Annotated in this window: 24 protein-coding genes and 1 tRNA gene; 20 read left to right on the forward strand and 5 right to left on the reverse strand. The window is 67.9% G+C overall.

What is annotated here, in order from left to right:
• Positions 1–18: 18 nt before the first annotated feature.
• Positions 19–91, reverse strand: a tRNA-Arg gene (locus HD600_RS11685).
• Positions 92–107: 16 nt separating this feature from the next.
• Positions 108–908, reverse strand: coding sequence for an SGNH/GDSL hydrolase family protein (locus tag HD600_RS11690; protein WP_241731669.1), 801 nt, complete (start codon positions 906–908; stop codon positions 108–110).
• 56 nt (positions 909–964) lie between these two features.
• Between HD600_RS11690 and argS the strand changes: the two genes are divergently transcribed.
• Both argS and HD600_RS11700 read left to right on the forward strand, forming a co-directional pair.
• Positions 965–2,629: an arginine--tRNA ligase gene (gene argS, locus HD600_RS11695; RefSeq protein WP_184283811.1), complete on the forward strand. Its 1,665-nt coding sequence runs from the start codon at positions 965–967 to the stop codon at positions 2,627–2,629.
• A gap of 2 nt (positions 2,630–2,631) precedes the next feature.
• Complete coding sequence (locus HD600_RS11700; RefSeq protein ID WP_184283813.1) at positions 2,632–3,465, forward strand: LmeA family phospholipid-binding protein; 834 nt, start codon at positions 2,632–2,634, stop codon at positions 3,463–3,465.
• Here HD600_RS11700 and HD600_RS11705 read toward each other — a convergent pair.
• Complete coding sequence (locus HD600_RS11705; RefSeq protein ID WP_241731670.1) at positions 3,462–4,460, reverse strand: YihY/virulence factor BrkB family protein; 999 nt, start codon at positions 4,458–4,460, stop codon at positions 3,462–3,464. The two genes, HD600_RS11700 and HD600_RS11705, sit on opposite strands and share 4 nt — an antisense overlap.
• A 181-nt stretch (positions 4,461–4,641) precedes the next feature.
• Here HD600_RS11705 and lysA point away from each other — a divergent pair, with 181 nt between their 5' ends.
• From lysA to prfA, 5 genes are all read left to right on the forward strand, one after another.
• The gene (gene lysA / locus HD600_RS11710; protein ID WP_184283815.1) at positions 4,642–6,009 is read left to right on the forward strand and encodes a diaminopimelate decarboxylase; all 1,368 of its coding nucleotides are present in this window, start codon (positions 4,642–4,644) and stop codon (positions 6,007–6,009) included.
• On the forward strand, positions 6,006–7,322 hold the full coding sequence (locus tag HD600_RS11715; RefSeq protein WP_144795500.1) for a homoserine dehydrogenase: 1,317 nt from the start codon (positions 6,006–6,008) through the stop codon (positions 7,320–7,322). Before lysA ends, HD600_RS11715 begins: the two co-directional genes overlap by 4 nt.
• On the forward strand, positions 7,322–8,275 hold the full coding sequence (gene thrB, locus HD600_RS11720) for a homoserine kinase (protein WP_144795499.1): 954 nt from the start codon (positions 7,322–7,324) through the stop codon (positions 8,273–8,275). Before HD600_RS11715 ends, thrB begins: the two co-directional genes overlap by 1 nt.
• Positions 8,276–8,435: 160 nt before the next feature.
• Positions 8,436–10,538: a transcription termination factor Rho gene (gene rho, locus HD600_RS11725; RefSeq protein ID WP_184283817.1), complete on the forward strand. Its 2,103-nt coding sequence runs from the start codon at positions 8,436–8,438 to the stop codon at positions 10,536–10,538.
• Between the two features lie 16 nt (positions 10,539–10,554).
• A complete protein-coding gene (gene prfA / locus HD600_RS11730; protein ID WP_184284842.1) occupies positions 10,555–11,634 on the forward strand; it encodes a peptide chain release factor 1 in 1,080 nt (359 codons plus the stop codon).
• 37 nt (positions 11,635–11,671) lie between these two features.
• On the opposite strand, the gene epsC is transcribed toward prfA, so the two are convergent.
• Both epsC and cysK read right to left on the reverse strand, forming a co-directional pair.
• A complete protein-coding gene (gene epsC / locus HD600_RS11735) occupies positions 11,672–12,238 on the reverse strand; it encodes a serine O-acetyltransferase EpsC (RefSeq protein ID WP_184283819.1) in 567 nt (188 codons plus the stop codon).
• Between the two features lie 35 nt (positions 12,239–12,273).
• Positions 12,274–13,212 carry a cysteine synthase A gene (cysK, locus tag HD600_RS11740; RefSeq protein WP_144795496.1) on the reverse strand — a complete coding sequence of 313 codons (939 nt, stop codon included), beginning with the start codon at positions 13,210–13,212 and terminating at the stop codon, positions 12,274–12,276.
• A gap of 103 nt (positions 13,213–13,315) precedes the next feature.
• Between cysK and prmC the strand changes: the two genes are divergently transcribed.
• The 13 genes from prmC to HD600_RS11805 all read left to right on the forward strand — a co-directional run bounded on the left by prmC (position 13,316) and on the right by HD600_RS11805 (position 24,352).
• A complete protein-coding gene (gene prmC / locus HD600_RS11745) occupies positions 13,316–14,176 on the forward strand; it encodes a peptide chain release factor N(5)-glutamine methyltransferase (protein WP_184283821.1) in 861 nt (286 codons plus the stop codon).
• 27 nt (positions 14,177–14,203) lie between these two features.
• Positions 14,204–14,917 (forward strand): L-threonylcarbamoyladenylate synthase, encoded by a 714-nt coding sequence (locus tag HD600_RS11750; RefSeq protein WP_184283823.1) that lies wholly within the window; start codon positions 14,204–14,206, stop codon positions 14,915–14,917.
• On the forward strand, positions 14,914–16,101 hold the full coding sequence (locus tag HD600_RS11755) for an MraY family glycosyltransferase (protein ID WP_184283825.1): 1,188 nt from the start codon (positions 14,914–14,916) through the stop codon (positions 16,099–16,101). Before HD600_RS11750 ends, HD600_RS11755 begins: the two co-directional genes overlap by 4 nt.
• Positions 16,098–16,583 (forward strand): Cg1360 family ATP-synthase-associated protein, encoded by a 486-nt coding sequence (locus HD600_RS11760; protein ID WP_184283827.1) that lies wholly within the window; start codon positions 16,098–16,100, stop codon positions 16,581–16,583. Before HD600_RS11755 ends, HD600_RS11760 begins: the two co-directional genes overlap by 4 nt.
• 137 nt (positions 16,584–16,720) lie before the next feature.
• Complete coding sequence (gene atpB, locus HD600_RS11765; protein ID WP_144795491.1) at positions 16,721–17,521, forward strand: F0F1 ATP synthase subunit A; 801 nt, start codon at positions 16,721–16,723, stop codon at positions 17,519–17,521.
• 40 nt (positions 17,522–17,561) lie between these two features.
• Entirely contained in the window at positions 17,562–17,810 is a 249-nt protein-coding gene (gene atpE, locus HD600_RS11770; RefSeq protein ID WP_144795490.1) for a F0F1 ATP synthase subunit C, read from the forward strand.
• A 28-nt stretch (positions 17,811–17,838) separates the two neighbouring features.
• Positions 17,839–18,390, forward strand: a complete 552-nt coding sequence (locus tag HD600_RS11775) for a F0F1 ATP synthase subunit B (protein WP_144795489.1) — start codon at positions 17,839–17,841, stop codon at positions 18,388–18,390.
• Positions 18,390–19,178 carry a F0F1 ATP synthase subunit delta gene (locus HD600_RS11780; protein WP_184283829.1) on the forward strand — a complete coding sequence of 263 codons (789 nt, stop codon included), beginning with the start codon at positions 18,390–18,392 and terminating at the stop codon, positions 19,176–19,178. The genes HD600_RS11775 and HD600_RS11780 overlap by 1 nt, the downstream gene beginning before the upstream one ends.
• 47 nt (positions 19,179–19,225) lie before the next feature.
• Entirely contained in the window at positions 19,226–20,866 is a 1,641-nt protein-coding gene (gene atpA, locus HD600_RS11785) for a F0F1 ATP synthase subunit alpha (RefSeq protein ID WP_144795487.1), read from the forward strand.
• Between the two features lie 19 nt (positions 20,867–20,885).
• On the forward strand, positions 20,886–21,788 hold the full coding sequence (locus tag HD600_RS11790) for a F0F1 ATP synthase subunit gamma (protein WP_144795486.1): 903 nt from the start codon (positions 20,886–20,888) through the stop codon (positions 21,786–21,788).
• A 23-nt stretch (positions 21,789–21,811) separates the two neighbouring features.
• Positions 21,812–23,263, forward strand: coding sequence for a F0F1 ATP synthase subunit beta (gene atpD / locus HD600_RS11795; RefSeq protein ID WP_184283831.1), 1,452 nt, complete (start codon positions 21,812–21,814; stop codon positions 23,261–23,263).
• 2 nt (positions 23,264–23,265) lie between these two features.
• Positions 23,266–23,526 carry a F0F1 ATP synthase subunit epsilon gene (locus HD600_RS11800; RefSeq protein ID WP_144795484.1) on the forward strand — a complete coding sequence of 87 codons (261 nt, stop codon included), beginning with the start codon at positions 23,266–23,268 and terminating at the stop codon, positions 23,524–23,526.
• A 79-nt stretch (positions 23,527–23,605) separates the two neighbouring features.
• Positions 23,606–24,352 (forward strand): YaaA family protein, encoded by a 747-nt coding sequence (locus tag HD600_RS11805; protein WP_184283833.1) that lies wholly within the window; start codon positions 23,606–23,608, stop codon positions 24,350–24,352.
• Positions 24,353–24,399 lie beyond the last annotated feature (47 nt).

Raw genomic sequence — 24,399 nt, forward strand, 5'->3', positions numbered from 1 at the left:
TCGAACACGGGAAATGTGTGCCCCCGACAGGAGTCGAACCTGCGACCTACGGTACCGGAAACCGGCGCTCTATCCACTGAGCTACGGAGGCGTACCGAACGACGATATCACTCACTCGGGGTGGTCTCTGCACCACCGGCCTCCGTCACCGGTGCGGCGGCGATGTCGGCGAGCGCCGAGGCGACCTTCTCGGCGAGATACCGGTGCCCGTCGGTGGACGGGTGACGCCGGCCGACCTCGACATCGATGACGTCGAGGTAGTTCTCCTCGGTGATCCATTCGTCCTGCAGCGGCGAGATGTACCACCACCCGCGGGCGGCCGCGAGTGCGGCGAGGTCCTTGTCGATGCGCGAGGTGCCCGCCGCGACGGGAAGGGCGTGCGGAGCGGGGCCGAGCACGACGATCGCCGCGTCGGGGTACGTCGCCGCCAGCGCGTCCCAGGCGGCGTTGACCGCATCGCGGTAGCCGTCCGCGCCCTGCTCGCGATCGTTGATCGATCCCTGGATGATGATGAGGTCAGGGGAGACAGCCGGGTCGAGAGCGGCGATCCGCGTGCCGAAGTCCGGGCCGTCGATGCCGGGCTTCAGATAGCCGCTGCCACGGACGCCGTCGACGATCGTCTCACCGTCGAGGAGCTCCGCCAGCACGTACGCGTAGCCGAGCGAGGGCACGTTCGCCGCGGCCCCGTACGTCCACGAATCGCCGAAGACGAGCACGCGAGGATGCTCGGGCAGCACGAGCGCCGTCGGGGCGACGGTCACCGTCTCCTCCGCGGCGAGCGGGGCGGCTTCGACAGGCGCGGGCACCCAGGGGCGCCACACGCCGAGCACGGCGCCTGACACGGCAAGGACGAGCACGGTGATGAGCGCTGTCACACGCGCGCGTCTGCGCGTCCTCCCCGAGGTCATGGGATGAGGGTAAGCGATCCGTCGGCCGACACCAACTCGCCTAGACTTGATGGGTTATGAACCCCGACACTCTCGCCGAAGCCATCCTCGCCGTCGTCACGCCGATCGCGGCATCCCTGCGACCCGAGGAGACGCTCGGACTCGCCGCGTCGGACATCCCGCTGGAGCGTCCGCGCAACCGGGATCACGGCGACTGGGCGTCGAACGTCGCCATGCGGCTGGCGAAGCGGCTCGGCACGAATCCGCGCGAACTCGCGCAGCGCATCGCCGATGAGATGTCGACGGTGGATGGCGTGGCCAGCGCCGAGGTCGCCGGCCCCGGGTTCATCAACTTCCGCCTGGATGCCGCCGCCGCCGGCGTGCTCGCCAAGACGATCGTCGAGGCGGGCTCCGCGTACGGCACCAACGACTCCCAGCACGGCGTGAGCGTCAACGTCGAGTTCGTCTCGGCGAACCCGACCGGCCCGCTCCACATCGCGCACACACGCTGGGCGGCGCTGGGTGACTCGATCGTCCGGCTCCTCCTCGCCAGCGGCGCGAACGCCGTCCGCGAGTACTACATCAACGACGCAGGTGCGCAGATGCAGCGGTTCGCGAGCTCCGTCGTCGCCTCGGCCAAGGGCGAGCCGACACCCGAAGGCGGGTACCCCGGTGAGTACATCGCCGCGCTGGCCGCCCGTGTCGTCGAGGCCCGCCCCGACCTCCTCGACCTGCCGGAGGACGAGCAGCTGCGGATCGCGGAGGACCTCGCGTACGGCTACCAGCTCGCCGAGATCAAGAGCTCGCTCGAGCGGTTCAACGTGCCGTTCGACGAGTGGTTCTCCGAGCGCACCCTGCATGCGAAGGGCGAAGACGGAACGAGTCTGATCGATCAGGCCGTCGATCGGCTGCGCGAGCAGGGCCACGTGTTCGACGAGGCCGGCGCCGTCTGGGTGCGCACGACCGACTTCGGTGACGACAAGGACCGCGTCATCCGCCGCTCCAACGGCGAGTACACGTACTTCGCCGCTGACGCCGCGTACTACCTGAACAAGGGCGACCGCGGCTTCCAGAACAAGATCTATCTGCTCGGCGCCGACCATCACGGCTACGTGCACCGCCTCAAGGCCGTGGCCGGCGCCGCCGGCGAGGACCCGGAGAAGAACATCCAGGTGCTCATCGGCCAGATGGTCTCGATCAACGGCGCCCGGCTGAGCAAGCGCGCAGGAAACATCATCGAGATGGACGACCTGCTCGAGTGGCTCGGCACCGACGCGCTGCGGTATTCCCTGGAGCGCTCGCCCGCCGATTCGCCGCTGGATCTCGACCCTGAGCTGCTCCAGAAGCGCACGAACGACAACCCCGTCTTCTACGTCCAGTACGCCCACGCCCGCACGCACAACGTGGCGCGCAACGCCGTCGACTCGGGTGTCGACCGGTCCGAGTTCGCGCCGGAGACCCTCACCCACGAGACGGAATCGGCGTTGCTCGGTGCCCTGCAGGAATTCCCGCGCATCGTCGCCTTCGCCGCAGAGGTCCGTGAGCCGCACCGAGTCGCCCGCTACCTCGAAGAGCTCGCCGGCCTGTATCACCGCTGGTACGACAACTGCCGCATCACGCCGCTGGGCGACGCCCCGATCGAGAGCGTGCACCGCACACGCCTGTGGCTAAACGACGCGACAGGTCAGGTGCTCCGCAACGGCCTCGACCTCCTCGGCGTCTCGGCCCCAGAGCGGATGTAGCAATGAGCGACGACCACCCGACCCTGCCGTACCCCGAGGCGTCGACGGAGCATCCGACGCTCGTGATCCCGGGCGGTCAAGAGCAGGGACGGGCACGCCGTCGCCGTCGGTGGCCGTGGGTGGTCGCCGTCATCGTCGTGCTCATCGCGGTGCTCGTGGTCGCGGCCGAGCTCGTCGCCAGGGCGGTCCTGCCCGGTGTCGTCCGAGGTCTCGTCATCGAGCAGCTCGATCTTCCGCAGGACCAGCAGCTGGAGGTGGAGGCATCCGGCATCCTTCTGCCGCAGTTGATCGGCGGCCGGCTCGATGAGCTGCACTTGACCACCGATGCGATCACATTCGGCGGGATCACGGGGGCGGCCGATGTCACCGCCGTCGGCGTGCCGCTGCGCGGGGGCGACCTCACCGACGCCCACGGCACCGTGCGCATCGATCAGGCGCAGTTCACGACGCTGCTGAGCGCCTCGGACCTCCCGATCAATGAGATCGCCTTCGACGAGCCGAACGTGACCGCATCAGGAAGCTTCGACGTCTTCGGCATGCCGGTGCCGGTCGCCCTGACGGTGACCCCTGGCGCGGATGCCGGAGACGTGCTGCTCACTCCGGTCGAGCTCACGCTCGCCGGCGTCACGCTCGACGCCGCCGGGATCGCCGAACGATTCGGTGCCCTCGGGTCACAGATCACGCAGCCGCAGCGCATCTGCATCGCCGACCAGCTTCCGGCCGGACTCACTGTCGCCGATCTGAGCATCGACGGCACGGACGCGGTCATCGACGTCGATGTGAACGGCGCGATCGCGACCGACGAAGCCCTGCAGCAGAACGGCGCCTGCCCCTAGGACGCCCTTTCGGCCGCTTCCGCCTCCTCGGCAGCGCGCAGCGCGCGGGTGGCGATCGCGACATCCTGCTGCGCCCGCTGCACGCGGCGCTGCGCGAAGGTCTTCGCCCCCTCCTTCGCCGAGACACGATCGTGCGCCTCTTCGGCGCCGGTGGTGATGTAGGCGCACGCGATGAGGATGACCTGCGTCGAGAGGTTCATCCAGATCAGCAGCGCCAGCAGTGACGCGAACGACGCGAGCAGCGGGTTCGAGGTCGCGCCGCCGACGAACAGGCTCGACAGCTCCTGCAGCACGAGGAGACCGACGCCGCCGAGGAGCGCACCTGTCCACACCGCACGCGCGGGGGCGCGTTCGCCGGAGAGGAGTCGGTGGATCGCGAAGATCAGCAGCACGTCCAGCGCGAAGACGACGAGGAGGGACACGATCCCGATGCCCCATGCGACGCCGGTGGAATCCTCGGGAAGGCCGAGCAGCCCGGCGAAGAACCCGATCCCGATCCGAGCGAGGAACGTGACGGCCGCGGCGGCGATGAAAGCTGCGGCGATGCCGATCGCGAGGGCGAGGTTGCGGAGGATGACCCAGACGAAGAGCATGTCGTCGAGAACGGTCCCCGCGATCGTCCTGACCGCTGTCCGCAGCGAACCGATCGCGCCGAGAGCTGCGCCGATGAGTGCGACGAGCGAGATGATCCCCGCGATCGAGAGCCCGATGGGCGCTTCGATCGCGGTCGGGTCCGACACCACGCCGCCAGGACCGACGAGCCCCGGTACGGCGGAGTCGATGGCATCGAGGATGGCCTTCCACGCCTCCGGGTTCCCCGACAGCCAGATCGCGCCGATCGAGAACCCCAGCAGCAGCCCGGCGAAGACACTGAAGAGTGCGCGGTAGGTGATGCTGTCCGCGAGCATCGCGCCGCGTCGCTCGGCGTAGAGGAGATAGGACCGCACGATCTTCAGACCGAGCACCCAGGCGATCGCACGCTTGACCAACTTCATGCCTTCACCGTAATGAATCGGGATCATCACCCGCGAGGGGCTTGCGCGATGCGGGGTCGGCCTGGCAGGTGCCATAGAATCGGGGCAACCTCGCGCGCCCCGTCTTCGCCGAGACCGCCCCTCCCACGATTGGTGCTGTGTGCTTTCCCCTGCAGATTCACTCGCCCCGGACTGGCTCCTCATGCCCGAGGACGCGAACGCGCTGCCCGACCGCGTGTGGCCCGCGTCCGCCTCTCGCGCCGACGACGGCGGCATCGTCCTCGGCGGGATGACGACCGCCGACATCGTCCGTGAGCACGGGACACCGGTCCTCGTCCTCGATGAGGAGGAGGTGCGCACGCGCGCTCGTGGCTTCCACGATGCCTTCTCTTCCGCGGCTGCAGCGCACGGCACGACCGCCCGCGTCTACTACGCGGGCAAGGCGTTCCTCTCCACCGCGGTGGCGCGCTGGGTCACCGCGGAGGGACTGAACGTCGACGTGTGCACGCGCGGCGAGCTCGAAGTCGCCCTCGCGGCGGGCGTGGACCCCGCGCGCATCGGCTTCCACGGCAACAACAAGCTCATCGACGAGATCGAGCGCGCAGTGACCGTCGGCATCGGCACCATCATCATCGACAGCGCCATCGAAGTCGAACGGGTCGCCGCGGCCGCCGCCCGCTCGGGGACCGTGCAGCGGGTCCTCGTCCGCGTCAACAGTGGAGTGCACGCCGAGACGCACGACTTCCTCGCCACAGCGCACGAGGATCAGAAGTTCGGCATGCCCCCCGCGGATGCCGAAGCCGTCGTCGCACGCATCCGCGAACTGCCCGCATTGGAGTTCGCCGGGCTGCACTGCCACATCGGTTCGCAGATCTTCGGTGTGGCGGGTTTCCGCGAGTCGGCGGCTCGCGTGCTCGAACTGCACGAGCGGCTCCGCGCCGGCGGCGAGGTGCCAATGCTCAACCTCGGCGGCGGCTTCGGCATCGCGTACACCAGCGTCGACGACCCGACTCCGATCGCACAGCTCGCCGCGGAGATCGTGGACGCGGTCGCCACCGGCTGCGCCGACCGCGGCATCCCCGTCCCCGTACTCGCCTTCGAGCCGGGGCGCGCGATCGTCGGCACCGCCGGCGTCACCCTCTACGAGGTCGGCACCACGAAGCCCGTGCGCCTCGACTCCGGAGCGACACGCCTGTACGTGAGCGTCGACGGCGGCATGAGCGACAACGCGCGACCTGCCCTGTACGGCGCGCAGTACTCCGCGCGCATCGCGTCACGCACGAGCACCGCCGAGCCGGCCCTCGTGCGCGTCGTCGGGCGGCACTGCGAGTCCGGCGACATCGTCGTCGATCACGAATACCTCCCGGGCGATGTCGCGCCGGGTGATCTGCTGGCCGTCCCCGCGACGGGCGCGTACTGCGCCTCCCTCTCCAGCAACTACAACCACGTTCCCCGTCCCGCAGTCGTCGCGGTCAGCGGTGGCACCTCCCGCGTCATCGTGCGCGGCGAGACCATCGATGACCTCCTCGCAAGGGACGCCGGGATCAGCACGAATGAAGGAGCACGATGACCCAGCCTCAATCGAGCGATGAGTACCGGCGACTGAGGGTCGCGCTGCTTGGCGCCGGAGCCGTGGGCTCGCAGGTCGCCGGCCTGCTGCTGCGCCACGCCGACGAGCTCGCCGATCGCGCTGGTGCAGCGCTCGAACTCGCCGGCATCGCCGTGCGCGATGTGGACGCGCCGAGGGACGTCGACCTTCCGCGTGAGCTGTTCACGACCGACGCGGAGAGCCTCATCGTCGGCAGCGACATCGTCATCGAGCTCATGGGTGGGATCGAGCCGGCCCGCGAGAACCTGCTGCTCGCACTGAACTCCGGCGCGGACGTCGTCACCGCGAACAAGGCGCTGCTGGCCACGCACGGCACCGAGCTGTTCGAGGCGGCCGACCAGGTCGGAGCCTCGGTGTACTACGAGGCGGCCGCTGCCGGAGCGATCCCGATCATCCGTCCGCTGCGCGACTCGCTCGCCGGCGACCGCGTCGAGCGCATCATGGGCATCGTCAACGGCACGACGAACTACATCCTCGACCGGATGGACAGCGAAGGGGCCGACTTCGCAGAGGTCCTCGCCGACGCGCAGCGGCTCGGTTATGCCGAAGCCGATCCCACCGCGGATGTCGAGGGTTTCGACGCCGCCCAGAAGGCGGCGCTGCTCGCATCCCTCGCCTTCCACACCGCGGTTCCGCTCGACGCCGTGCACCGTGAGGGCATCAGCGAGATCACTCCCGCCATGATCGAAGAGGCACGCGCCGCCGGTTTCGTCATCAAACTCCTCGCCGTCTGCGAGCGGCTCGATGTGGACGGCGCGGAATCCATCTCCGTCCGCGTCTATCCCGCGCTGGTCTCGCGGACGCACCCGCTCGCCTCGGTGCACGCGGCCAACAACGCCGTCTTCGTCGAGGCCGAGGCCGCGGGTTCGCTCATGTTCTACGGCGCGGGCGCCGGTGGCATCCAGACGGCGTCCGCCGTTCTCGGCGATGTCGTCTCCGCGGCCCGCCGACACATCGCCGGCGGCGTCGGAGTGGGGGAGTCCACCAGGGCGAACCTCCCCATCGTCCCGATCGGCCACGTCATCACGCGCTACCAGATCACCCTCGAGGTGAACGACCAGCCCGGCGTGCTGGCGGCGGTCGCCGGTATCCTCTCCGACGGCGGCGTCTCCGTCGCGACCGTCGTCCAGACCGTCGAGGGCGACTCCACCGCCCGTCTCATCATCGGCACGCACCGCGCGGCAGAGCAGGCGCTCAGCGACACGGTCGAGCGACTCGCTGCCAGCGACGTCGTCGAGCGCGTCGTCTCGGTGCTCCGCGTGGAAGGCGAGTGATGGGCGAAGGCGTGGGCGGCGAGGGCCGCACCGTCCAGGTGCAGGTACCGGCGACGAGCGCGAACCTCGGCCCTGGCTTCGACACACTCGGACTCGCTCTCAGTGTCTATGACGAGCTGACGGTCACGGCTCTGGCGGAGGACCGCCTCGAGATCGAGATCACGGGTTCCGGCGCATCCGAGATCGCCCGCGACGAGTCGAACCTCGTCGTTCGCTCGATCGAGCACGTGTATGCGGATGCCGGTCGCGAGATGCCCGGCCTGCGCATCATCGCGAACAACGGTGTCCCGCACGGCCGGGGACTCGGCTCCTCCGGTGCGGCCGTCACCGCCGGTGTCCTCGCCGCGAAGGGTCTCCTGGCGGGGGAGGTCGAGTTCTCGGACGCCGACCTGCTGCGCCTGGCCACGGAGCTCGAGGGGCACCCGGACAACGTCGCCCCCGCGCTGTTCGGCGGACTCACCATCGCATGGACCGGCGAGAACGGTCCTCAGCACAAGAAGCTGCTCGTCCACCGCGGTGTCGCCCCGCTCGTGCTCGTACCGGAGCGCACGATGTCCACGACGCTGGCGCGTTCCCTGCAGCCGCCGCAGGTCTCGCGCGAGGACGCGGTCTTCAACGTCTCGCGGACCGCGCTGCTGATCGCGGCGCTCATGCAGAGCCCCGAGCTGCTGCTCGACGCCACGGCCGACCGTCTGCATCAGGATTATCGCGCCGAGGCGATGCCGGAGACCCACGCCCTCGTCCAGACGCTCCGTGCGGCCGGGTTCGCCGCCGTCGTCTCCGGGGCAGGGCCCAGCGTGCTCGTGCTCGCCGACGGGCCGGGCGGACGCCAGCTGGCCAAGGATCTCGCCGATTCCGTGACGGACACTCCGTGGGACGGGCTCATGCTGGCCGTCGACGTACGTGGTGGTACAGTTAGGGAACGAGCGGAGGGCTCCACGGGAATTTCGTGAATCTGGCCCCCATCGCAATTCTGCGAGATCCGCACGCAAACCCCCAGGACTGATTTCACCGTCTTGGCCGGCGGGCGCCGAGCGTCTGCCCGTGCGATCGCGCGCAGCACCCGTTGTGCGCGAGACATGCTCATTTCCCACGACATATAAGGGAGTACTCGTGGAGAATTTCTCCGAGACCCAGAACGATCAGGCCGCACCCGCAACGGAGTCTTCCGCCGCGGAGGCCCCCGCCGCCGAGACGGCGGCCCCGCGCAAGCGCGCTCCGCGCCGCGCGACCACCGCCACGGCGGCAGCCAAGGCGGCGCAGGCCGCAGAGGCCGCCCCGGATGCCGCGCCGGCATCGACTCCGGATGCGCCCGCCGCAGCGGACGAGGCACCGAAGGCCAAGGCGCCGCGTCGCAGCCGCGCGAAGAAGGCGGACGCCGAGGCGACGCCCGCCGAGACGGCACCCGCCGAGGCAGCAGCCCCGGCGGCGACGGAGAGCGCGGCGTCCGACGCCGCTCAGGCCGACTCCGCAGCACCGGCCGAGGCCGCGCCGAAGACCTCGGGTCGCGGCCGCCGCACCAAGAAGACCGACGCGGCCGCCGACACCTCATCAGAAGGTGCGGCACCGGCAGCCGACGCCGCACCCGCCGAGACCGCACCCGCCGAGACCGCACAGAACGACTCTGCGCAGGGTGATGCGAAGACGGACAACGCCGACGCCCCAGCGCAGGCCGAGAAGCCGGCCAAGGGCAAGGGCAAGGGACAGAAGTCCAAGGGCCAGTCCGATAAGGCCGACAAGGACTCGTCCGACAACGGTCAGAACGACAAGGGTCAGAACGAGCGCAACGGCTCCGACAAGGGCCAGAACGAGCGCTCCTCGTCCGATTCGGACAACTCCGAGGACGGCGAGGAGTCGTCCGGCCGCAGCCGCAGCCGTAACCGCAGCCGCAACCGCGGCCGCAACAAGGACCAGAACGGTCAGGACGCGCAGCAGTCCGGACCGTCCGATGACGAGTCGGGCAACGGCCGCGGCCGCCAGCGCAATAAGCGCCGCGGTGGCGGAGTCTCCGACGAGTTCGACACCGAGATCGGCGAGGACGACGTCCTCATCCCGATCGCCGGAATCCTCGACGTCCTCGACAACTACGCGTTCGTCCGTACGACCGGATACCTCGCCGGAGCCAGCGACGTGTACGTCTCGCTCGGCCAGGTGAAGAAGTACAACCTGCGCAAGGGTGACGCGATCGTCGGCGCCATCAAGCAGCCCCGCGAGGGCGAGCAGCAGGGGCGTCAGAAGTACAACGCACTCGTCAAGGTCGACTCGATCAACGGTCTGTCCGTCGACGATGCCGCGACCCGCGTCGAGTTCGGCAAGCTGACCCCGCTGTACCCGCAGGAGCGTCTGCGTCTGGAGACCGCTCCCGAGAAGCTCACCCAGCGCATCATCGACCTCGTCGCCCCGATCGGCAAGGGTCAGCGCGGACTGATCGTCGCTCCGCCCAAGGCCGGCAAGACCATCGTCCTGCAGCAGATCGCGAACGCGATCGCGCAGAACAACCCTGAGGTGCACCTCATGGTCGTGCTCGTCGACGAGCGCCCCGAAGAGGTCACCGACATGGAGCGCACCGTCAAGGGCGAGGTCATCGCCTCGACCTTCGACCGTCCGGCGGAGGACCACACGACCGTCGCCGAACTCGCCATCGAGCGCGCCAAGCGCCTGGTCGAGCTCGGTCGCGACGTCGTCGTCCTGCTCGACTCGATCACCCGCCTCGGCCGCGCGTACAACATCGCGACCCCGACGTCGGGCCGCGTGCTCACCGGTGGCGTCGACGCTGCGGCGCTCTACCCGCCCAAGCGCTTCTTCGGCGCAGCGCGCAACATCGAGAACGGCGGCTCGCTGACGATCCTCGCCACCGCACTCGTGGAGACCGGATCCAAGATGGACGAGGTCATCTTCGAGGAGTTCAAGGGCACCGGCAACAGCGAGCTGCGTCTGTCGCGCTCGCTCGCCGACAAGCGCATCTTCCCGGCTGTCGACGTCAATGCGTCGTCGACGCGTCGCGAGGAGATGCTGCTGTCCTCCGACGAGGTGAAGATCACGTGGAAGCTGCGCCGCGCCCTCGCCGGTCTCGACCAGCAGCAGGCCCTCGAGGTCGTGCTCGGCAAGCTCAAGGAGACGCAGTCGAACGTCGAGTTCCTCGTGCAGATGCAGAAGTCCATGCCTGCTCCCGTCGGCGGTGGCCACAGCCACGGTCACGAGAACAGCATCCGCTGATCTGACCGGAGCCAGCGTGTTCGAGTCCGTCCAGGCGCTCATCGACGAACACCGCCGGGTGCAGGAGGAACTCTCCGACCCGGCGGTGCACGCCGACGCCGCCCGCGCGAAGCGGGTGAACCGGCGCTACGCCGAGCTGAGCAGGATCGTCGCCGCACACGATGCGTGGGTCGCGGCATCCGACGACCTCGACGCGGCGCGCGAGCTCGCCAAGGACGATGAGGCGTTCGCCGAGGAGATCCCCTCGTTGGAGGAGAACCTCGCGCAGACGCAGGAGAAGCTCCGGCGCCTGTTGATCCCGCGCGATCCCGATGACGCCCGCGACGTGATCATGGAGATCAAGGCGGGGGAGGGCGGCGCGGAATCCGCGCTGTTCGCTGCGGACCTGCTGCGCATGTACATGCAGTACGCCGCGCACAAGGGATGGAAGACCGAGCTCCTCGAGCGCAACGAGTCCGATCTCGGCGGCTACAAGGACGTCCAGATCGCGATCAAGGGCAACTCGTCCGATCCGGCCCAGGGCGTGTGGGCCCACCTGAAGTACGAGGGCGGCGTCCACCGCGTCCAGCGTGTTCCCGCCACCGAGTCGCAGGGGCGCATCCACACCTCGACCACCGGCGTCCTCGTGTTCCCCGAGGTCGATGAGCCCGAAGAACTGCACATCGATCCGAACGACCTGAAGATCGACGTCTACCGGTCGTCCGGCCCCGGCGGACAGTCGGTCAACACGACGGACTCCGCAGTGCGCATCACGCACGTGCCCACCGGGATCGTCGTGTCGATGCAGAACGAGAAGTCGCAACTGCAGAACCGTGAGGCGGGGATGCGCGTGCTGCGCGCCCGACTGCTGGCGAAGCAGCAGGAGGAGCTGGATGCCGCGGCATCCGACGCCCGTCGATCGCAGATCCGCGGGATGGACCGCTCCGAGCGCATCCGCACGTACAACTTCCCGGAGAACCGGATCGCCGACCACCGAACGGGATTCAAGGCGTACAACCTCGACCAGGTCATGGACGGCGCCCTCGACCCCCTCATCGAATCCGCGATCGTCGCGGATGAGGAGGCGCGCCTGGCCGCCGTCGGTCAGGACTCCTGACACCGCGCGCTTCGCGCTCGCGCCCGCGCCCGACCGATCAGATCGAGTAGTCGGATGCGAGGCGCAGGTCGCTGAAGTCGTCGTGCTCCCGCCGCGTGCGCGAATGCGCCGGTACGCCGGTGAGGACGCTGTTGGCCGGGGCGTCCTTCGTCACCACGGCTCCGGCGCCGACCACAGTGTCCGGCCCGACAGTGATGGGGCCGATGATTTTCGCCCCGGCGCCGACGACGACCCCGTCGGCAAGCGTCGGGTGCCGTTTGCCCGTCGCGTCGCTTGTCCGACCTCCCAGCGTGACCCCGTGGTACAGCAGCACATCGTCGCCGATCTCGGCGGTCTCGCCGATGACGACGCCGCTGCCGTGATCGATGAAGAACCGCCGGCCGATCCGCGCTCCGGGATGGATCTCGATGCCGGTGAGGGTGCGGGCGAGCTGCGAGTTCGCCCTGGCGAGGAACCGCAGGTTGCGGCGCCACAGGGCATGCGAGACACGGTGCGCCCAGATCGCGTGCAGGCCGGGGTAGAGGAGCGCGACCTCCAGACCGTTGCGCGCAGCAGGGTCACGTCGGCGCGCGGCAGTGATGTCCTCGCGAATCCGAGCGATCATGCCGAGCCCGTCGTCATCAGCGCGCCGATGGCGGCTCAACCCTCGCGGAGGTCTTCGAACAGCGCGGTGGAGATGTAACGCTCACCGGTGTCGGGCATCACCACGACGATGGTCTTCCCGGCGTTCTCCGGGCGCGCCGCGACCTTGAGGGCCGCAGACAGCGCAGCACCGGAGGACATGCCGACCAGCAGCCCCTCCTTCGCGGCGAGCTCGCGTGCCAGACGCAGCGATTCGTCGAACTCGGCGGTGATGACTTCGTCGAGCACGTCCTGGTCGAGGACACCGGGGACGAAGTTCGGGCCGATGCCCTGGATCTTGTGCGGGCCGGGGTGACCCTCGGTGAGAACGGGGGAGTCCTTGGGCTCGACCGCGATCACCTTTACGTCGGGCTTGGCGGCCTTCAGTGCCTGGCCGGTTCCCGTCACGGTTCCGCCGGTGCCGACGCCGGCGATGAAGATGTCGACGTCTCCGTCGGTGTCGCGGAGGATCTCCTGCGCCGTGGTCTCGCGGTGGATCTGCGGGTTGGCGGCGTTCTCGAACTGCCGGATCCAGACGGCCCCGGGCGTCTCGGAGACGATCCGCTTGGTCTCCTCGATGGCACCGCTCATGCCCTTGGTCGGGTCGGTCAGGACGATCTCCGCGCCGAACGCCTTGAGCAGCACCCTGCGCTCCTTCGACATCGAAGCGGGCATCGTGAGGATGACCTTGTACCCGCGCGCCGCGCCCACCATCGCCAGGGCGATGCCGGTGTTGCCGCTCGTCGACTCGACGATCGTCCCGCCGGGGGAGAGCTCGCCCGACGCCTCGGCCGCGTTGATCATCGCGATGCCGATGCGGTCCTTCACGCTCGACGCCGGGTTGTAATACTCGAGCTTGGCGAGCACCGTCGCCCCGAGCCCTTCGGTGACGCGATTCAGGCGCACAAGGGGGGTGTTGCCGAAAGCAGTGGTGATGTCTTCGTGGATGCCGGACATGTCTGGCCTTTCGTACGCGGAACGGTGCCCTTCCAGCCTATGCGAGCGAATGCGTCGCCGGCGCATTGTGACGCCCCCGCATCTGACGACGTACGCTCGAAGGATGCCCGAACCCACCATCGCCGCCGCCGTCAGAGCGGGCGCAGAACGCCTCGCCGCCGCCGGCGTGCCCGACCCGCTCGTCGATGCGGAACTGCTCGCCGGTCATGTGCGGGGACTGCGGCGCGGAGAGGTGCAGGCGGCGATCATCCGCGGAGACGGATGGAGTGCGCAGGACGCGAAGGCACTCGATGGACTCATCGCCCGTCGAGCCGCACGCGAGCCGCTGCAACACCTGACCGGTCGTGCCCCGTTCCGGCACCTCGAGCTCGCCGTCGGCCCTGGCGTCTTCGTCCCCCGGCCCGAGACCGAGACGGTCGCGCAGTTCGCGATCGACGCACTGCTGACCGACGCGTCCCCCACGCCCGTCGGCGTCGACCTCTGCACCGGCAGCGGCGCCATCGCACTGGCGATGGCCACGGAAGTGCCTCACTCTCGTGTCTTCGCCGTCGAGCTCTCGCCCGACGCCTACGCGTGGGCGGAGCGGAACACGGCATCCGCCGAGAACCTCACGCTCGTCCACGGGGATCTGGCCGACACGCTCGTGGAACTCGACGGCACGGCCTCGGTGGTCATCTCGAATCCGCCCTACGTGCCGGACGACGCCGTCCCCAGGGACCCCGAGGTGCGGCTGCACGATCCCGCCATGGCGCTGTACGGCGGACCGGACGGCCTCGACGTCGTCCGCACGCTGAGTTCCCGCGCGCTGCGGCTGCTGCGGTCCGGCGGTCTGCTCGTCATCGAGCACGGCGAGCTGCAGGGCGAGGCGATCCGCGCACTGCTGACCGCGGACGGCTGGCGTGCGGCGACGACCCACCAGGACCTCACCCGCCGCGACAGGGCGACGACCGCGCTGAAGCCCTGAGCTCGTTGCCCGTAGACTGTAGGGGACATGTCCACTCTCTTCGACTGCGGCGACGAGGCTCAGCTGCTCGCCGGAATGCGTCACGCCCGTCAGGCGATCGCACGCGGCGAGCTCATCGTCCTCCCCACCGACACCGTCTACGGGGTCGCCGCTGACGCGTTCACGCCCGCGGCAGTGCAGCGGCTCCTCGAGGCGAAGGGAAGGGGCCGCAATCAGCCGCCTCCTGTCCTCGTCGCCGGCCAGTCGGCGTTGCAGGCGCTGGTGGAAGAGGTCCCCGAACCCGTGCAGCGACTCGTCGACGCCTTCTGGCCCGGCGGGCTCACCATCGTCCTGCCCGCTCAACCGTCCCTGTCGTGGGACCTCGGCGACACCCTCGGCACGGTGGCCGTGCGCATGCCGGATCAGCGCGTCGCTCTCGAGCTTCTCGAGGAGACAGGACCGCTCGCCGTCTCCAGCGCGAATCTCACCGGACGCGACGCCGCCGTCACGGCGGAAGGCGCCCAGAACATGCTGGGGGACAGCGTCGCGGTCTATCTCGACGGCGGCCCGAGCCGCACGGGTGTCGCCTCGACGATCATCGACGCGACGTCGCTCGTGCGCCGCGGCGCGGATGCCGCGCAGGAGCCGCGCGTCCGAGTGCTGCGCGAAGGCGCGATCTCGTGGGAGCGGCTGCATGACATCCTCGGCGATCTGCTCGAGGAGCAGGAAGGGCCGAAGGACTCGGCGGACGGGGCGGCGTGAAGCAGTACGTCTTCACGATCATCCTCACGGCGACGATCACGTTCGTCATGTCGTGGGCGGTCTGGCAGCTGAGCCTGCGGTTCAAGCTCTACCCCGGCATCCGGGAACGCGATGTCCACACGACCCCGACGCCGCGGCTCGGGGGAGTGGCGATGTTCCTCGGCATCGCAGCGGCGATCGGTGTCTCAGCCGCCAACCCGTTCTTCAGCATCATGTGGGTCCCGCCGCAGACGATGTGGGCGGTGCTGGGCGCAGCGCTCCTCATCGCCGTCATCGGAGTCATCGACGACCTGTGGGATCTGGACTGGATGATCAAGCTCGGCGCGCAGTTCCTCGCCGCGGGCATCATCACTGTGGTGGGCGGCCTGCAGATCCTCGCCCTGCCGCTGGGCGACATGATCATCTTCTCGAGCTGGTTGAGCATCGCCGTGACGATGTTCGCGATCGTCGTCGTCATGAACGCGGTGAACTTCATCGACGGCCTCGACGGCCTCGTCGCCGGCGTGTGCCTCATCGCCAACGGGGTGTTCTTCGCGTACTCGTACATCCTCACCAGGGACACCGGGGCCAGCAGCTACTTCAACCTGGCATCCTTCCTCGCCGCCGTCGCCATCGGCGCCTGTCTGGGGTTCCTGCCGTTGAACTGGAGCCCCGCCAAGCTCTTCATGGGCGACTCGGGTGCGCTCGTGATGGGCCTGCTGATGGCCACAGCCGCGATCTCGCTCACCGGACAGATGTCGTCCGCAGCCATGGACCCGCAGGAGTTCGGTCGCTCGCAGCTCCTCGGTGCGTTCATCCCGATCCTGCTGCCGCTCGTGGTCGTGATGCTGCCGTTGTTGGACTTCGGCCTCGCGGTGTTCCGACGCATGCGCGCCGGACGCTCGCCCTTCGCTCCGGATCGCAAACACCTGCACCACCGGATGCTCGACCTCGGCCACCGCGATCGCGATGCCGTCATCATCTTCTACGCCTGGACCGCGATCATCTCGCTCGCCGTGCTGCTCATGTACCTCGGATCCAGGGAGGACTGGCCCGGTCAGTACCTCCCCGGCGTGATCTTCGGGGTCATCGGCGCCGCCGCCTGCCTGACCGTGACCCTCCTTCCCTCGCGCCACAGAGCCGTCGCGACACCGACAGCTCCCGACGAGCCCACCGAGCCGCACCCATCCCTGGAGACCCGATGAGCGACACACAAGACAGACCAGCCACTCCCGCCATCAACGCGGTGCTCCGCACCGTGCTGGTGTGGACCGGCATCGCCGCTGCGGCACTGATCGTGCTGGGCGGGGGCATCGGCTACCTCGTCGCCGGCGCGGAAGGACTGTGGAGCGGTCTGGCCGGCGTCGGCCTCGCGATCGTGTTCCTCGCGCTCACCCCGGTGAGCGTGCTGATCGCCAACCGCTGGTACGGCAAGGAGATGTTCGCGACGGTGTTCTTCGGCATCGTCATGGGGGGATGGCTGCTCAAGCTCGTCATCTTCATCGTCGCGATCGTCATCCTGCGCGGGCAGAGCTGGGTCGTCCCCGAGGTGATATTCCTCTCCCTCGTCGCGGGGATCGTGGTCAGCCTCGCCATCGATGCGATCGCGTTCAGCCGACTCCGCGTCCCGCACGTCTCCGACGTCGTCCTGCCGTCGAGGAATCCGGAGGACGATCCGGATTCGTGACCCTGAAAAAATCTTGATAGTCTGAGTGAGGATTCGCTGGAACGGCCCCTGAGCCGCGCAACATGCAGATGTCCAGCTAGAACCCCTCACCGAATCTTCGCGTCGATCCTGGTCGATGCCCAGAAGCTGGAGCAACGTTGACTCACGCCGCGAGCCTCCTCGTCCGATTCGCAACGGATGAATTCCACCCACCGTCCATCGCGGAGTTCTTCCCGGAGATCCTCTTCAGCATCGGCCCGCTGTCGGTGCACCGCATCCACCTGGTGCAGTTCCTCGCGACTCTGGTCGTCGTGCTCATCCTGTGGTTGGGCACCCGCCGCCTGAAGCTGATCCCCGGTCGCGGGCAGGCACTGCTCGAGATGGGCTTCGATCTCGTCCGTGTGAACATCGCGCACGACATGATCGGCAAGAAGGACGGCGACCGGTTCCTGCCGCTGCTGACCACGATCTTCTTCATGGTCCTGTTCTTCAACATCACGGGTGTCATCCCGTTCCTGAACATCGCGGGAACGAGCATCATCGCCGTGCCTCTGATGCTGGCGGTCATCTCCTACGTCACCTTCATCTACGCCGGTGTGCGCAAGAGCCCGTGGGGCTTCATCCGCAACTCGCTGTTCCCTCCCGGCGTCCCGCCGGCGCTGTACATCATCGTCGCGCCGCTCGAGTTCATCTCGACCTTCATCGTTCGTCCTGTCACGCTCACGCTCCGACTGCTGATGAACATGATGGTCGGCCACCTGATGCTGGTGCTGTTCTTCGCAGCGACCCAGTTCTTCATCTTCTCGTTGGGCGGTTTCTGGACGGTCCTCGGTGCGGGCACGCTCGCATTCGGGTTCGCCTTCACCGCCTTCGAGATCCTGGTGGCCTTCCTCCAGGCGTACGTCTTCACCATCCTCACCGCGGTCTACATCCAGCTTGCAGTCGCGGACGAACACTAAGCGGAGCGCTTCGGCTCTCCAACAATGAAAGGAAGATCCAGTGGATCCCATCTCTGTTCTCGCCCAGATCAACGTTGACATCAGCGGCTCGATCGCCAACGTCGGCTACGGCCTCGCGGCCATCGGCCCGGCCATCGGTGTGGGTATCGTCGTCGGCAAGACGATCGAGGGCATCGCTCGTCAGCCTGAGCTGTCCGGCAAGCTCCAGGGCACCATGTGGATCGGTATCGCCTTCACCGAGGCTCTCGCCTTCGTCGGTATCGGCGTCGCGTTCCTCTTCGGCTACTGATCCCTCCCACCACACGTAAGGAGACAGGATGCTGAACGCTCTTGTCACGCTCGCAGCCGAGGAGGCGGAGCACAACCCGCTTCTGCCGGCGACGTACGACATCGTCTGGTCTGCGGTCTGCTTCGTCATCATCCTGCTCGTGGCGTGGAAGGTCGCGCTCCCGAACGTGGCGAAGATGCTCGACGAGCGGTCCGCCGCCATCGAGGGCAACATCGCCAAGGCCGACGAGGCGCAGAAGCAGGCGGAGGCGGCTCTCGAGGAGTACACCCGTCAGCTCGCCGAGGCGCGCACCGAGGCCGGTGAGATCCGCGAGGCCGCCCGTGAGGACGGCAAGAAGATCATCGCCGAGGCCAAGGAGACCGCCACGGCCGAAGCCGCTCGCGTCACCGCTGCAGCCCAGACCCAGATCGAGGCCGAGCGTCAGTCGACGCTCGTCGCCCTCCGGTCCGAGGTCGGCACGCTCGCGATCGACCTCGCCGGTGGCGTGGTCGGTGAGACGCTGTCGGATGACGCTCGCGCCACTGCTGTGGTCGACCGCTTCCTCGCGGACCTCGAGGCAGCAGAAAAGGCGGCCAAGTAATGGGCAGCGCGACCACTCAGGCACTCGCGGCATCGACGGCGGCCCTCGCACAGGCGAAGGACGTCACCCTCGACACGGCCGGTGAGCTGTTCACCGTGGCGCGTCTGGTGGGCGAGTCCGGGCAGCTGAGCGGCGCGCTGGCTGACCCCTCGGCTCCGGTGGAGCTGCGGGAGAAGGTCGTCTCGACGGTGTTCGCCGGCATGTCCTCGGCCACGAGGGACGTCGTCGCAGCCGCTGTCGCACAGCGCTGGTCGGATGCCGACGGCCTGGTCGCCGGCATCGAAGAGCTGGCCATCCGCGCCGCAGCGATCGCCGAACCGTCGACGGACATCGAAGGCGAGCTGTTCTCGTTCCTCCGTGTCATCGCCGCCAACGCCGACCTCGAGCTCGCGCTCGGCGGTCGCCTCGGCGACGACGACGCGAAGGGCTCCCTCGTCGAGAAGCTCATCGGTGGCACGGCCAGCGCGGCGACGGTGCTCATCGTCGCGTCGCTGGTTCGCCAGCCGCGTGGCCGTCGCGTGCGTCAGCTGCTGAACCGGGCGATGAAGATCGTCTCGGCTCAGGGCGGACGCATCGTCGCCACGGTCCACACGGCATCCCCGCTGTCGCCCGCTCAGCGCACCCGCCTCGGCGACGCACTGGCAGCGCGCTACGACGGTCAGGTCTCGATCAACGAAGTGATCGACCCCACGGTCGTCGGAGGACTGCGCGTGCAGGTCGCCGATGACGTCATCGACGGCAGCATCTCCGCGCGGCTCGCCGATCTTCGACAGAAGCTCGCGGGCTAATACGACTTCGCGCGGGAAACCGCGCACCCAGATACAAAGGGAAGACAATGGCAGAACTTTCGATCAGCCCCGACGTCATCCGTGACGCGCTGAAGGACTTCGCCGCTGCATACGAGCCCACCGGCGCGGCAGCGACTGAAGTCGGCACCGTCGTGGATGCCGCAGACGGTATCGCCCACATCGAGGGGCTGCCGGGTGTCATGGCCAACGAGCTCCTCACGTTCGAGGGCGGCACGCAGGGCCTCGCCCTGAACCTCGACGAGCACGAGATCGGTACGGTCGTCCTCGGCGACTTCGCCGGTATCGAAGCCGGCCAGGAAGTCCGCCGCACGGGCGAGGTCCTCTCGGTCGCCGTCGGTGACGGGTACCTCGGTCGCGTCGTCGACCCGCTCGGCAACCCGATCGACGGACTCGGCGAGATCGCCACGGAAGGCCGTCGCGAGCTCGAGCTCCAGGCGCCCGGCGTCATGCAGCGCAAGAGCGTGCACGAGCCGATGCAGACCGGTATCAAGGCCATCGACGCCATGATCCCCGTCGGCCGCGGTCAGCGTCAGCTGATCATCGGTGACCGCCAGACCGGCAAGACGGCGATCGCGATCGACACAATCATCAACCAGAAGGCCAACTGGGAGTCGGGCGACGTCAACAAGCAGGTTCGCTGCATCTACGTCGCCATCGGCCAGAAGGGCTCCACGATCGCGTCCGTCAAGGGTGCGCTCGAGGACGCCGGTGCGATGGAGTACACGACCATCGTCGCCGCCCCGGCATCCGACCCCGCCGGCTTCAAGTACATCGCTCCCTACACCGGCTCCGCCATCGGGCAGCACTGGATGTACGGCGGCAAGCACGTCCTCATCATCTTCGATGACCTGTCGAAGCAGGCCGAGGCCTACCGTGCCGTCTCCCTCCTCCTCCGTCGCCCGCCGGGGCGCGAGGCGTACCCCGGTGATGTCTTCTACCTGCACTCCCGTCTGCTGGAGCGTTGCGCGAAGCTGTCCGACGAGCTGGGTGCCGGTTCGATGACGGGTCTTCCGATCATCGAGACCAAGGCGAACGACGTCTCGGCGTACATCCCGACCAACGTGATCTCGATCACGGACGGGCAGATCTTCCTGCAGTCCGACCTCTTCAACGCCAACCAGCGTCCTGCGGTCGACGTGGGTATCTCGGTCTCGCGAGTCGGTGGTGACGCTCAGGTCAAGTCGATCAAGAAGGTCTCCGGAACCTTGAAGCTCGAGCTCGCGCAGTACCGCTCGCTCGAGGCGTTCGCGATGTTCGCCAGCGACCTCGACGCCGCGTCGCGTCGTCAGCTCGACCGCGGTGCGCGACTGACTGAGCTGCTCAAGCAGCCGCAGTACTCGCCGTACCCGGTGGAGGACCAGGTCGTCTCGATCTGGGCCGGCACCAACGGAAAGCTCGACACCATCGAGGTCTCCGACGTGCTGCGCTTCGAGCGCGAGCTGCTCGATCACCTGCGTCGCAACACCACGGTGCTCGACACCCTGCGTGAGACGAACGTCCTCGACGACGCCACGGTCGCCGAGCTCGACAAGCAGGTCGATGCTTTCATCCTCGAGTTCCAGGGTGGCAAGGGCCAGTCCATCGGCGCCGTCGGCAACGAGGAGTACGCCGCGCAGGATGTGGACGACGTCAACCAGGAGAAGATCGTCAAGGGTCGTCGCGCGTAATCGCGTGAGGTACTGAACCATGGGCGCTCAACTCCGGGTCTACAAGCAGAAGATCTCTTCTGCTCAGACGACCAAGAAGATCACGAAGGCGATGGAGCTCATCGCGGCTTCGCGCATTCAGAAGGCGATGGCGCGCGTGCGCGCGTCGTCGCCCTTCGCGCGGGCCGTGACGCAGGCTGTGTCCGCCGTCGCGACGTACTCGAACGTCGATCACCCCCTCACCCGTGAACCGGAGACGATCCGACGGTCCGCCGTCGTCATCTTCTCGTCGGACCGCGGCCTCGCCGGTGCCTTCAACTCGCAGATCCTCCGCGAGGCGATGGAACTGGGAGAGCTGATCCGTTCCCAGGGCAGCGAACCGGTGTACTACCTCGTCGGCCGCAAGGCCGTCGGGTACTTCCAGTTCCGCGGCATCGCCGCCGCTGCCGAGTGGACCGGCGACACCGACACACCGCACTTCAAGACCGCAGAGGAGATCTCGGCCACGCTGCTCGAGGCCTTCAACCGCGGTGGCGCAGACGGCGGTGTGGATGAGCTTCACCTCGTCTACAACCGGTTCGTCAGCATGATGACGCAGTCTCCTGAGACGGTGCGCCTGCTGCCGCTCGAGATCGTCGAGAGCGAGGCATCCCCGGAGCCCTCCGGTGCTGTCTACCCGCTCTACGAGTTCGAGCCGGATGCGGAGACCGTCCTCGACGCGATCCTGCCGGTGTACATCCAGAGCCGGGTCTTCAACGCGCTGCTGCAGTCGTCGGCCGCGAAGCAGGCCGCGACGCAGAAGGCGATGAAGTCCGCTAGCGACAACGCCGACAAGCTCATCACCGATTACACCCGTCTGCGCAACAACGCGCGTCAGGCGGAGATCACGCAGCAGATCGCTGAGATCGTCGGCGGCGCCGACGCCCTCTCGTCGAGCAAATAGACCATCAAGAAAGAGACGAAGATATGACCCCCACCGCCACAGCTGAGGCTGGGACCGCGGTCGTCGGGCGCGTCGCACGCGTCACGGGCCCGGTCGTCGACATCGAGTTCCCGCACGACTCGATCCCCGAAATCTACAACGCCCTGAAGACCACGATCGTCATCGGCGAGGAGTCGACCGAGATCACGCTCGAGGTCGCGCAGCACCTCGGCGACGACCTCGTGCGTGCCATCTCGCTGAAGCCGACCGACGGCATGGTCCGCGGGCAGGAAGTCCGCGACACCGGCGAGGCCATCTCGGTCCCCGTCGGCGACGTCACCAAGGGCAAGGTTTTCAACGTCATCGGTGAGGTCCTCAACGCCGAGCCCGGCGAGCAGATCGAGATCACCGAGCGCTGGCCCATCCACCGCTCGGCTCCGAGCTTCGACCAGCTCGAGTCCAAGACGCAGATGTTCGAGACGGGCATCAAATCGATCGACCTTCTCACCCCGTACGTGCTGGGTGGAAAGATCGGTCTGTTCGGTGGTGCCGGCGTCGGCAAGACCGTCCTCATCCAGGAGATGATCCAGCGCGTCGCCCAGGACCACGGTGGTGTGTCCGTGTTCGCCGGTGTCGGCGAGCGCACCCGTGAGGGCAACGACCTCATCGCCGAGATGGAGGAGGCGGGCGTCTTCGACAAGACCGCCCTCGTCTTCGGCCAGATGGACGAGCCGCCGGGGACGCGTCTTCGCGTCGCCCTTTCTGCTCTGACCATGGCGGAGTACTTCCGCGATGTGCAGAAGCAGGACGTGCTGCTGTTCATCGACAACATCTTCCGCTTCACGCAGGCGGGTTCCGAGGTGTCGACGCTGCTGGGCCGCATGCCCTCTGCCGTGGGTTACCAGCCGAACCTCGCCGACGAGATGGGTGTGCTCCAGGAGCGCATCACGTCGACGCGCGGTCACTCGATCACCTCGCTGCAGGCGATCTACGTCCCCGCTGACGACTACACCGACCCGGCACCGGCCACGACCTTCGCGCACCTCGACGCGACGACCGAGCTCAGCCGTGAGATCGCGTCGAAGGGCCTGTATCCGGCCATCGACCCGCTGACCTCGACGTCGCGCATCATGGACCCCCGCTACTTGGGCGAGGACCACTACCGCGTCGCGACGACGGTCAAGCAGATCCTCCAGAAGAACAAGGAGCTGCAGGAGATCATCGCGATCCTCGGTGTCGACGAGCTCTCGGAAGAGGACAAGATCGTCGTGTCGCGTGCACGTCGCATCCAGCAGTTCCTCTCGCAGAACACCTACATGGCCAAGAAGTTCACGAGTGTCGAGGGCTCGACCGTTCCGCTCAAGGAGACGATCGAGTCGTTCGACGCCATCGCCAAGGGCGACTTCGACCACGTGGCCGAGCAGGCCTTCTTCAACGTCGGTGGCATCTCCGACGTCGAAGAGAAGTGGGCGCAGATCCAGAAGGAGAACGGCTGATCATGGCACTGCAGGTCAGCCTCGTCTCCGCGGACGCGGAGGTCTGGACGGGGGAGGCGACGCTCGTCGTCGCCAAGACCGTCGAGGGCGAGATCGGCATCATGTCCGGCCACGAGCCGATCCTCGCGATCCTCGCGGAGGGTCAGGTCCGCATCACGCAGGCGGACGGCACAAAGGTGCTCGCCAATGCACAGGACGGTTTCCTCTCCATGGAGGGAAGCCAGCTGACCATCGTGGCAGGTAACGCGGCGCTCATCGCCTGATTCATCATCATCACGGACGCGTCCGCCCGTCGCCCCTCGGCGTCGGAGCGGGCGCGTTCGAGTCTGTACGGGGACGCGCATGAAACTCCTCCTCCCTCCCTCCGAGACCAAACGCCCGGGTGGCGACGGCGCGCCGCTGGATCTCGCTGCGCTGTCACTGTCGGCTCTCACGCCGCAGCGCGACGAGGCGATCAACGCGCTCGTGGCGTTGGCGGAGGACCCCGCGCGTGCACAGCGCATCCTCAAGCTGAGCGAACGCCAGGTGGGCGAGATCGATCACAATCGCGCGTTGCGCAGTTCGCCGACGATGCCCGCGGTCGACAGGTACACGGGCGTCCTCTACGACGCGCTGGATGCCGCGTCGCTGTCCCCGGCGTCCAGGGAGTGGCTCGGCGCGCACGCGTGGGTGCACGCCGCGCCGTTCGGTCCTGTCGGCGCACTGGACGCGATCCCCGCCTACCGGTTGGCGGCGGGGACATCGTTGCCGGGTATCGCGCCCTTGAAACGGCACTGGTCGGTTGCCGTGCGCAGTGCGGTCGAGGACGAGGCACCCGCTTTCATCCTGGATCTGCGCAGCGAGGCCTACGTGGGACTGGGGCCGCTTCCGGATTCCGTGCCCTCCGCGTACGTCAGGGTCGTCACAGAGCAGGGACGCGCCCTGAACCACTTCAACAAGAAGGCCAAGGGAACGCTGACGCGCGCCCTCGCAGAGGACCGTCCGCCGATCAGTACGCTGACCGATCTTCTGCAGTGGGCGCACTCCCGTGACATCGTGCTCCGTGCGGGGGGCGACACGCGGGAAGTCGAGCTGGTCGTCCCGTCCTGAGCCCTCGCCCGCGTGTCTGTTGCACGCGATCCCAGTAACGATAATGT

It is taken from the genome of Microbacterium ginsengiterrae, from assembly GCF_014205075.1.
In the GTDB taxonomy this organism is placed as follows: Bacteria; Actinomycetota; Actinomycetes; order Actinomycetales; family Microbacteriaceae; genus Microbacterium; species Microbacterium ginsengiterrae.

Bases quoted from the DNA above. Each gene is read 5' to 3' on its own strand.
- HD600_RS11760 (WP_184283827.1), top strand. From the start codon at position 16,098: ATGAGCGACACACAAGACAGACCAGCCACTCCCGCCATCAACGCGGTG.
- lysA (WP_184283815.1), top strand. From the start codon at position 4,642: ATGCCCGAGGACGCGAACGCGCTGCCCGACCGCGTGTGGCCCGCGTCC.
- atpD (WP_184283831.1), top strand. From the start codon at position 21,812: ATGACCCCCACCGCCACAGCTGAGGCTGGGACCGCGGTCGTCGGGCGC.
- HD600_RS11790 (WP_144795486.1), top strand. From the start codon at position 20,886: ATGGGCGCTCAACTCCGGGTCTACAAGCAGAAGATCTCTTCTGCTCAG.
- HD600_RS11800 (WP_144795484.1), top strand. From the start codon at position 23,266: ATGGCACTGCAGGTCAGCCTCGTCTCCGCGGACGCGGAGGTCTGGACG.
- HD600_RS11700 (WP_184283813.1), top strand. From the start codon at position 2,632: ATGAGCGACGACCACCCGACCCTGCCGTACCCCGAGGCGTCGACGGAG.
- HD600_RS11780 (WP_184283829.1), top strand. From the start codon at position 18,390: ATGGGCAGCGCGACCACTCAGGCACTCGCGGCATCGACGGCGGCCCTC.
- thrB (WP_144795499.1), top strand. From the start codon at position 7,322: ATGGGCGAAGGCGTGGGCGGCGAGGGCCGCACCGTCCAGGTGCAGGTA.
- HD600_RS11750 (WP_184283823.1), top strand. From the start codon at position 14,204: ATGTCCACTCTCTTCGACTGCGGCGACGAGGCTCAGCTGCTCGCCGGA.
- atpA (WP_144795487.1), top strand. From the start codon at position 19,226: ATGGCAGAACTTTCGATCAGCCCCGACGTCATCCGTGACGCGCTGAAG.
- HD600_RS11805 (WP_184283833.1), top strand. From the start codon at position 23,606: ATGAAACTCCTCCTCCCTCCCTCCGAGACCAAACGCCCGGGTGGCGAC.
- argS (WP_184283811.1), top strand. From the start codon at position 965: ATGAACCCCGACACTCTCGCCGAAGCCATCCTCGCCGTCGTCACGCCG.
- HD600_RS11775 (WP_144795489.1), top strand. From the start codon at position 17,839: ATGCTGAACGCTCTTGTCACGCTCGCAGCCGAGGAGGCGGAGCACAAC.
- HD600_RS11715 (WP_144795500.1), top strand. From the start codon at position 6,006: ATGACCCAGCCTCAATCGAGCGATGAGTACCGGCGACTGAGGGTCGCG.
- HD600_RS11705 (WP_241731670.1), bottom strand. From the start codon at position 4,460: ATGAAGTTGGTCAAGCGTGCGATCGCCTGGGTGCTCGGTCTGAAGATC.
- prmC (WP_184283821.1), top strand. From the start codon at position 13,316: ATGCCCGAACCCACCATCGCCGCCGCCGTCAGAGCGGGCGCAGAACGC.
- epsC (WP_184283819.1), bottom strand. From the start codon at position 12,238: ATGATCGCTCGGATTCGCGAGGACATCACTGCCGCGCGCCGACGTGAC.
- cysK (WP_144795496.1), bottom strand. From the start codon at position 13,212: ATGTCCGGCATCCACGAAGACATCACCACTGCTTTCGGCAACACCCCC.
- HD600_RS11690 (WP_241731669.1), bottom strand. From the start codon at position 908: ATGACCTCGGGGAGGACGCGCAGACGCGCGCGTGTGACAGCGCTCATC.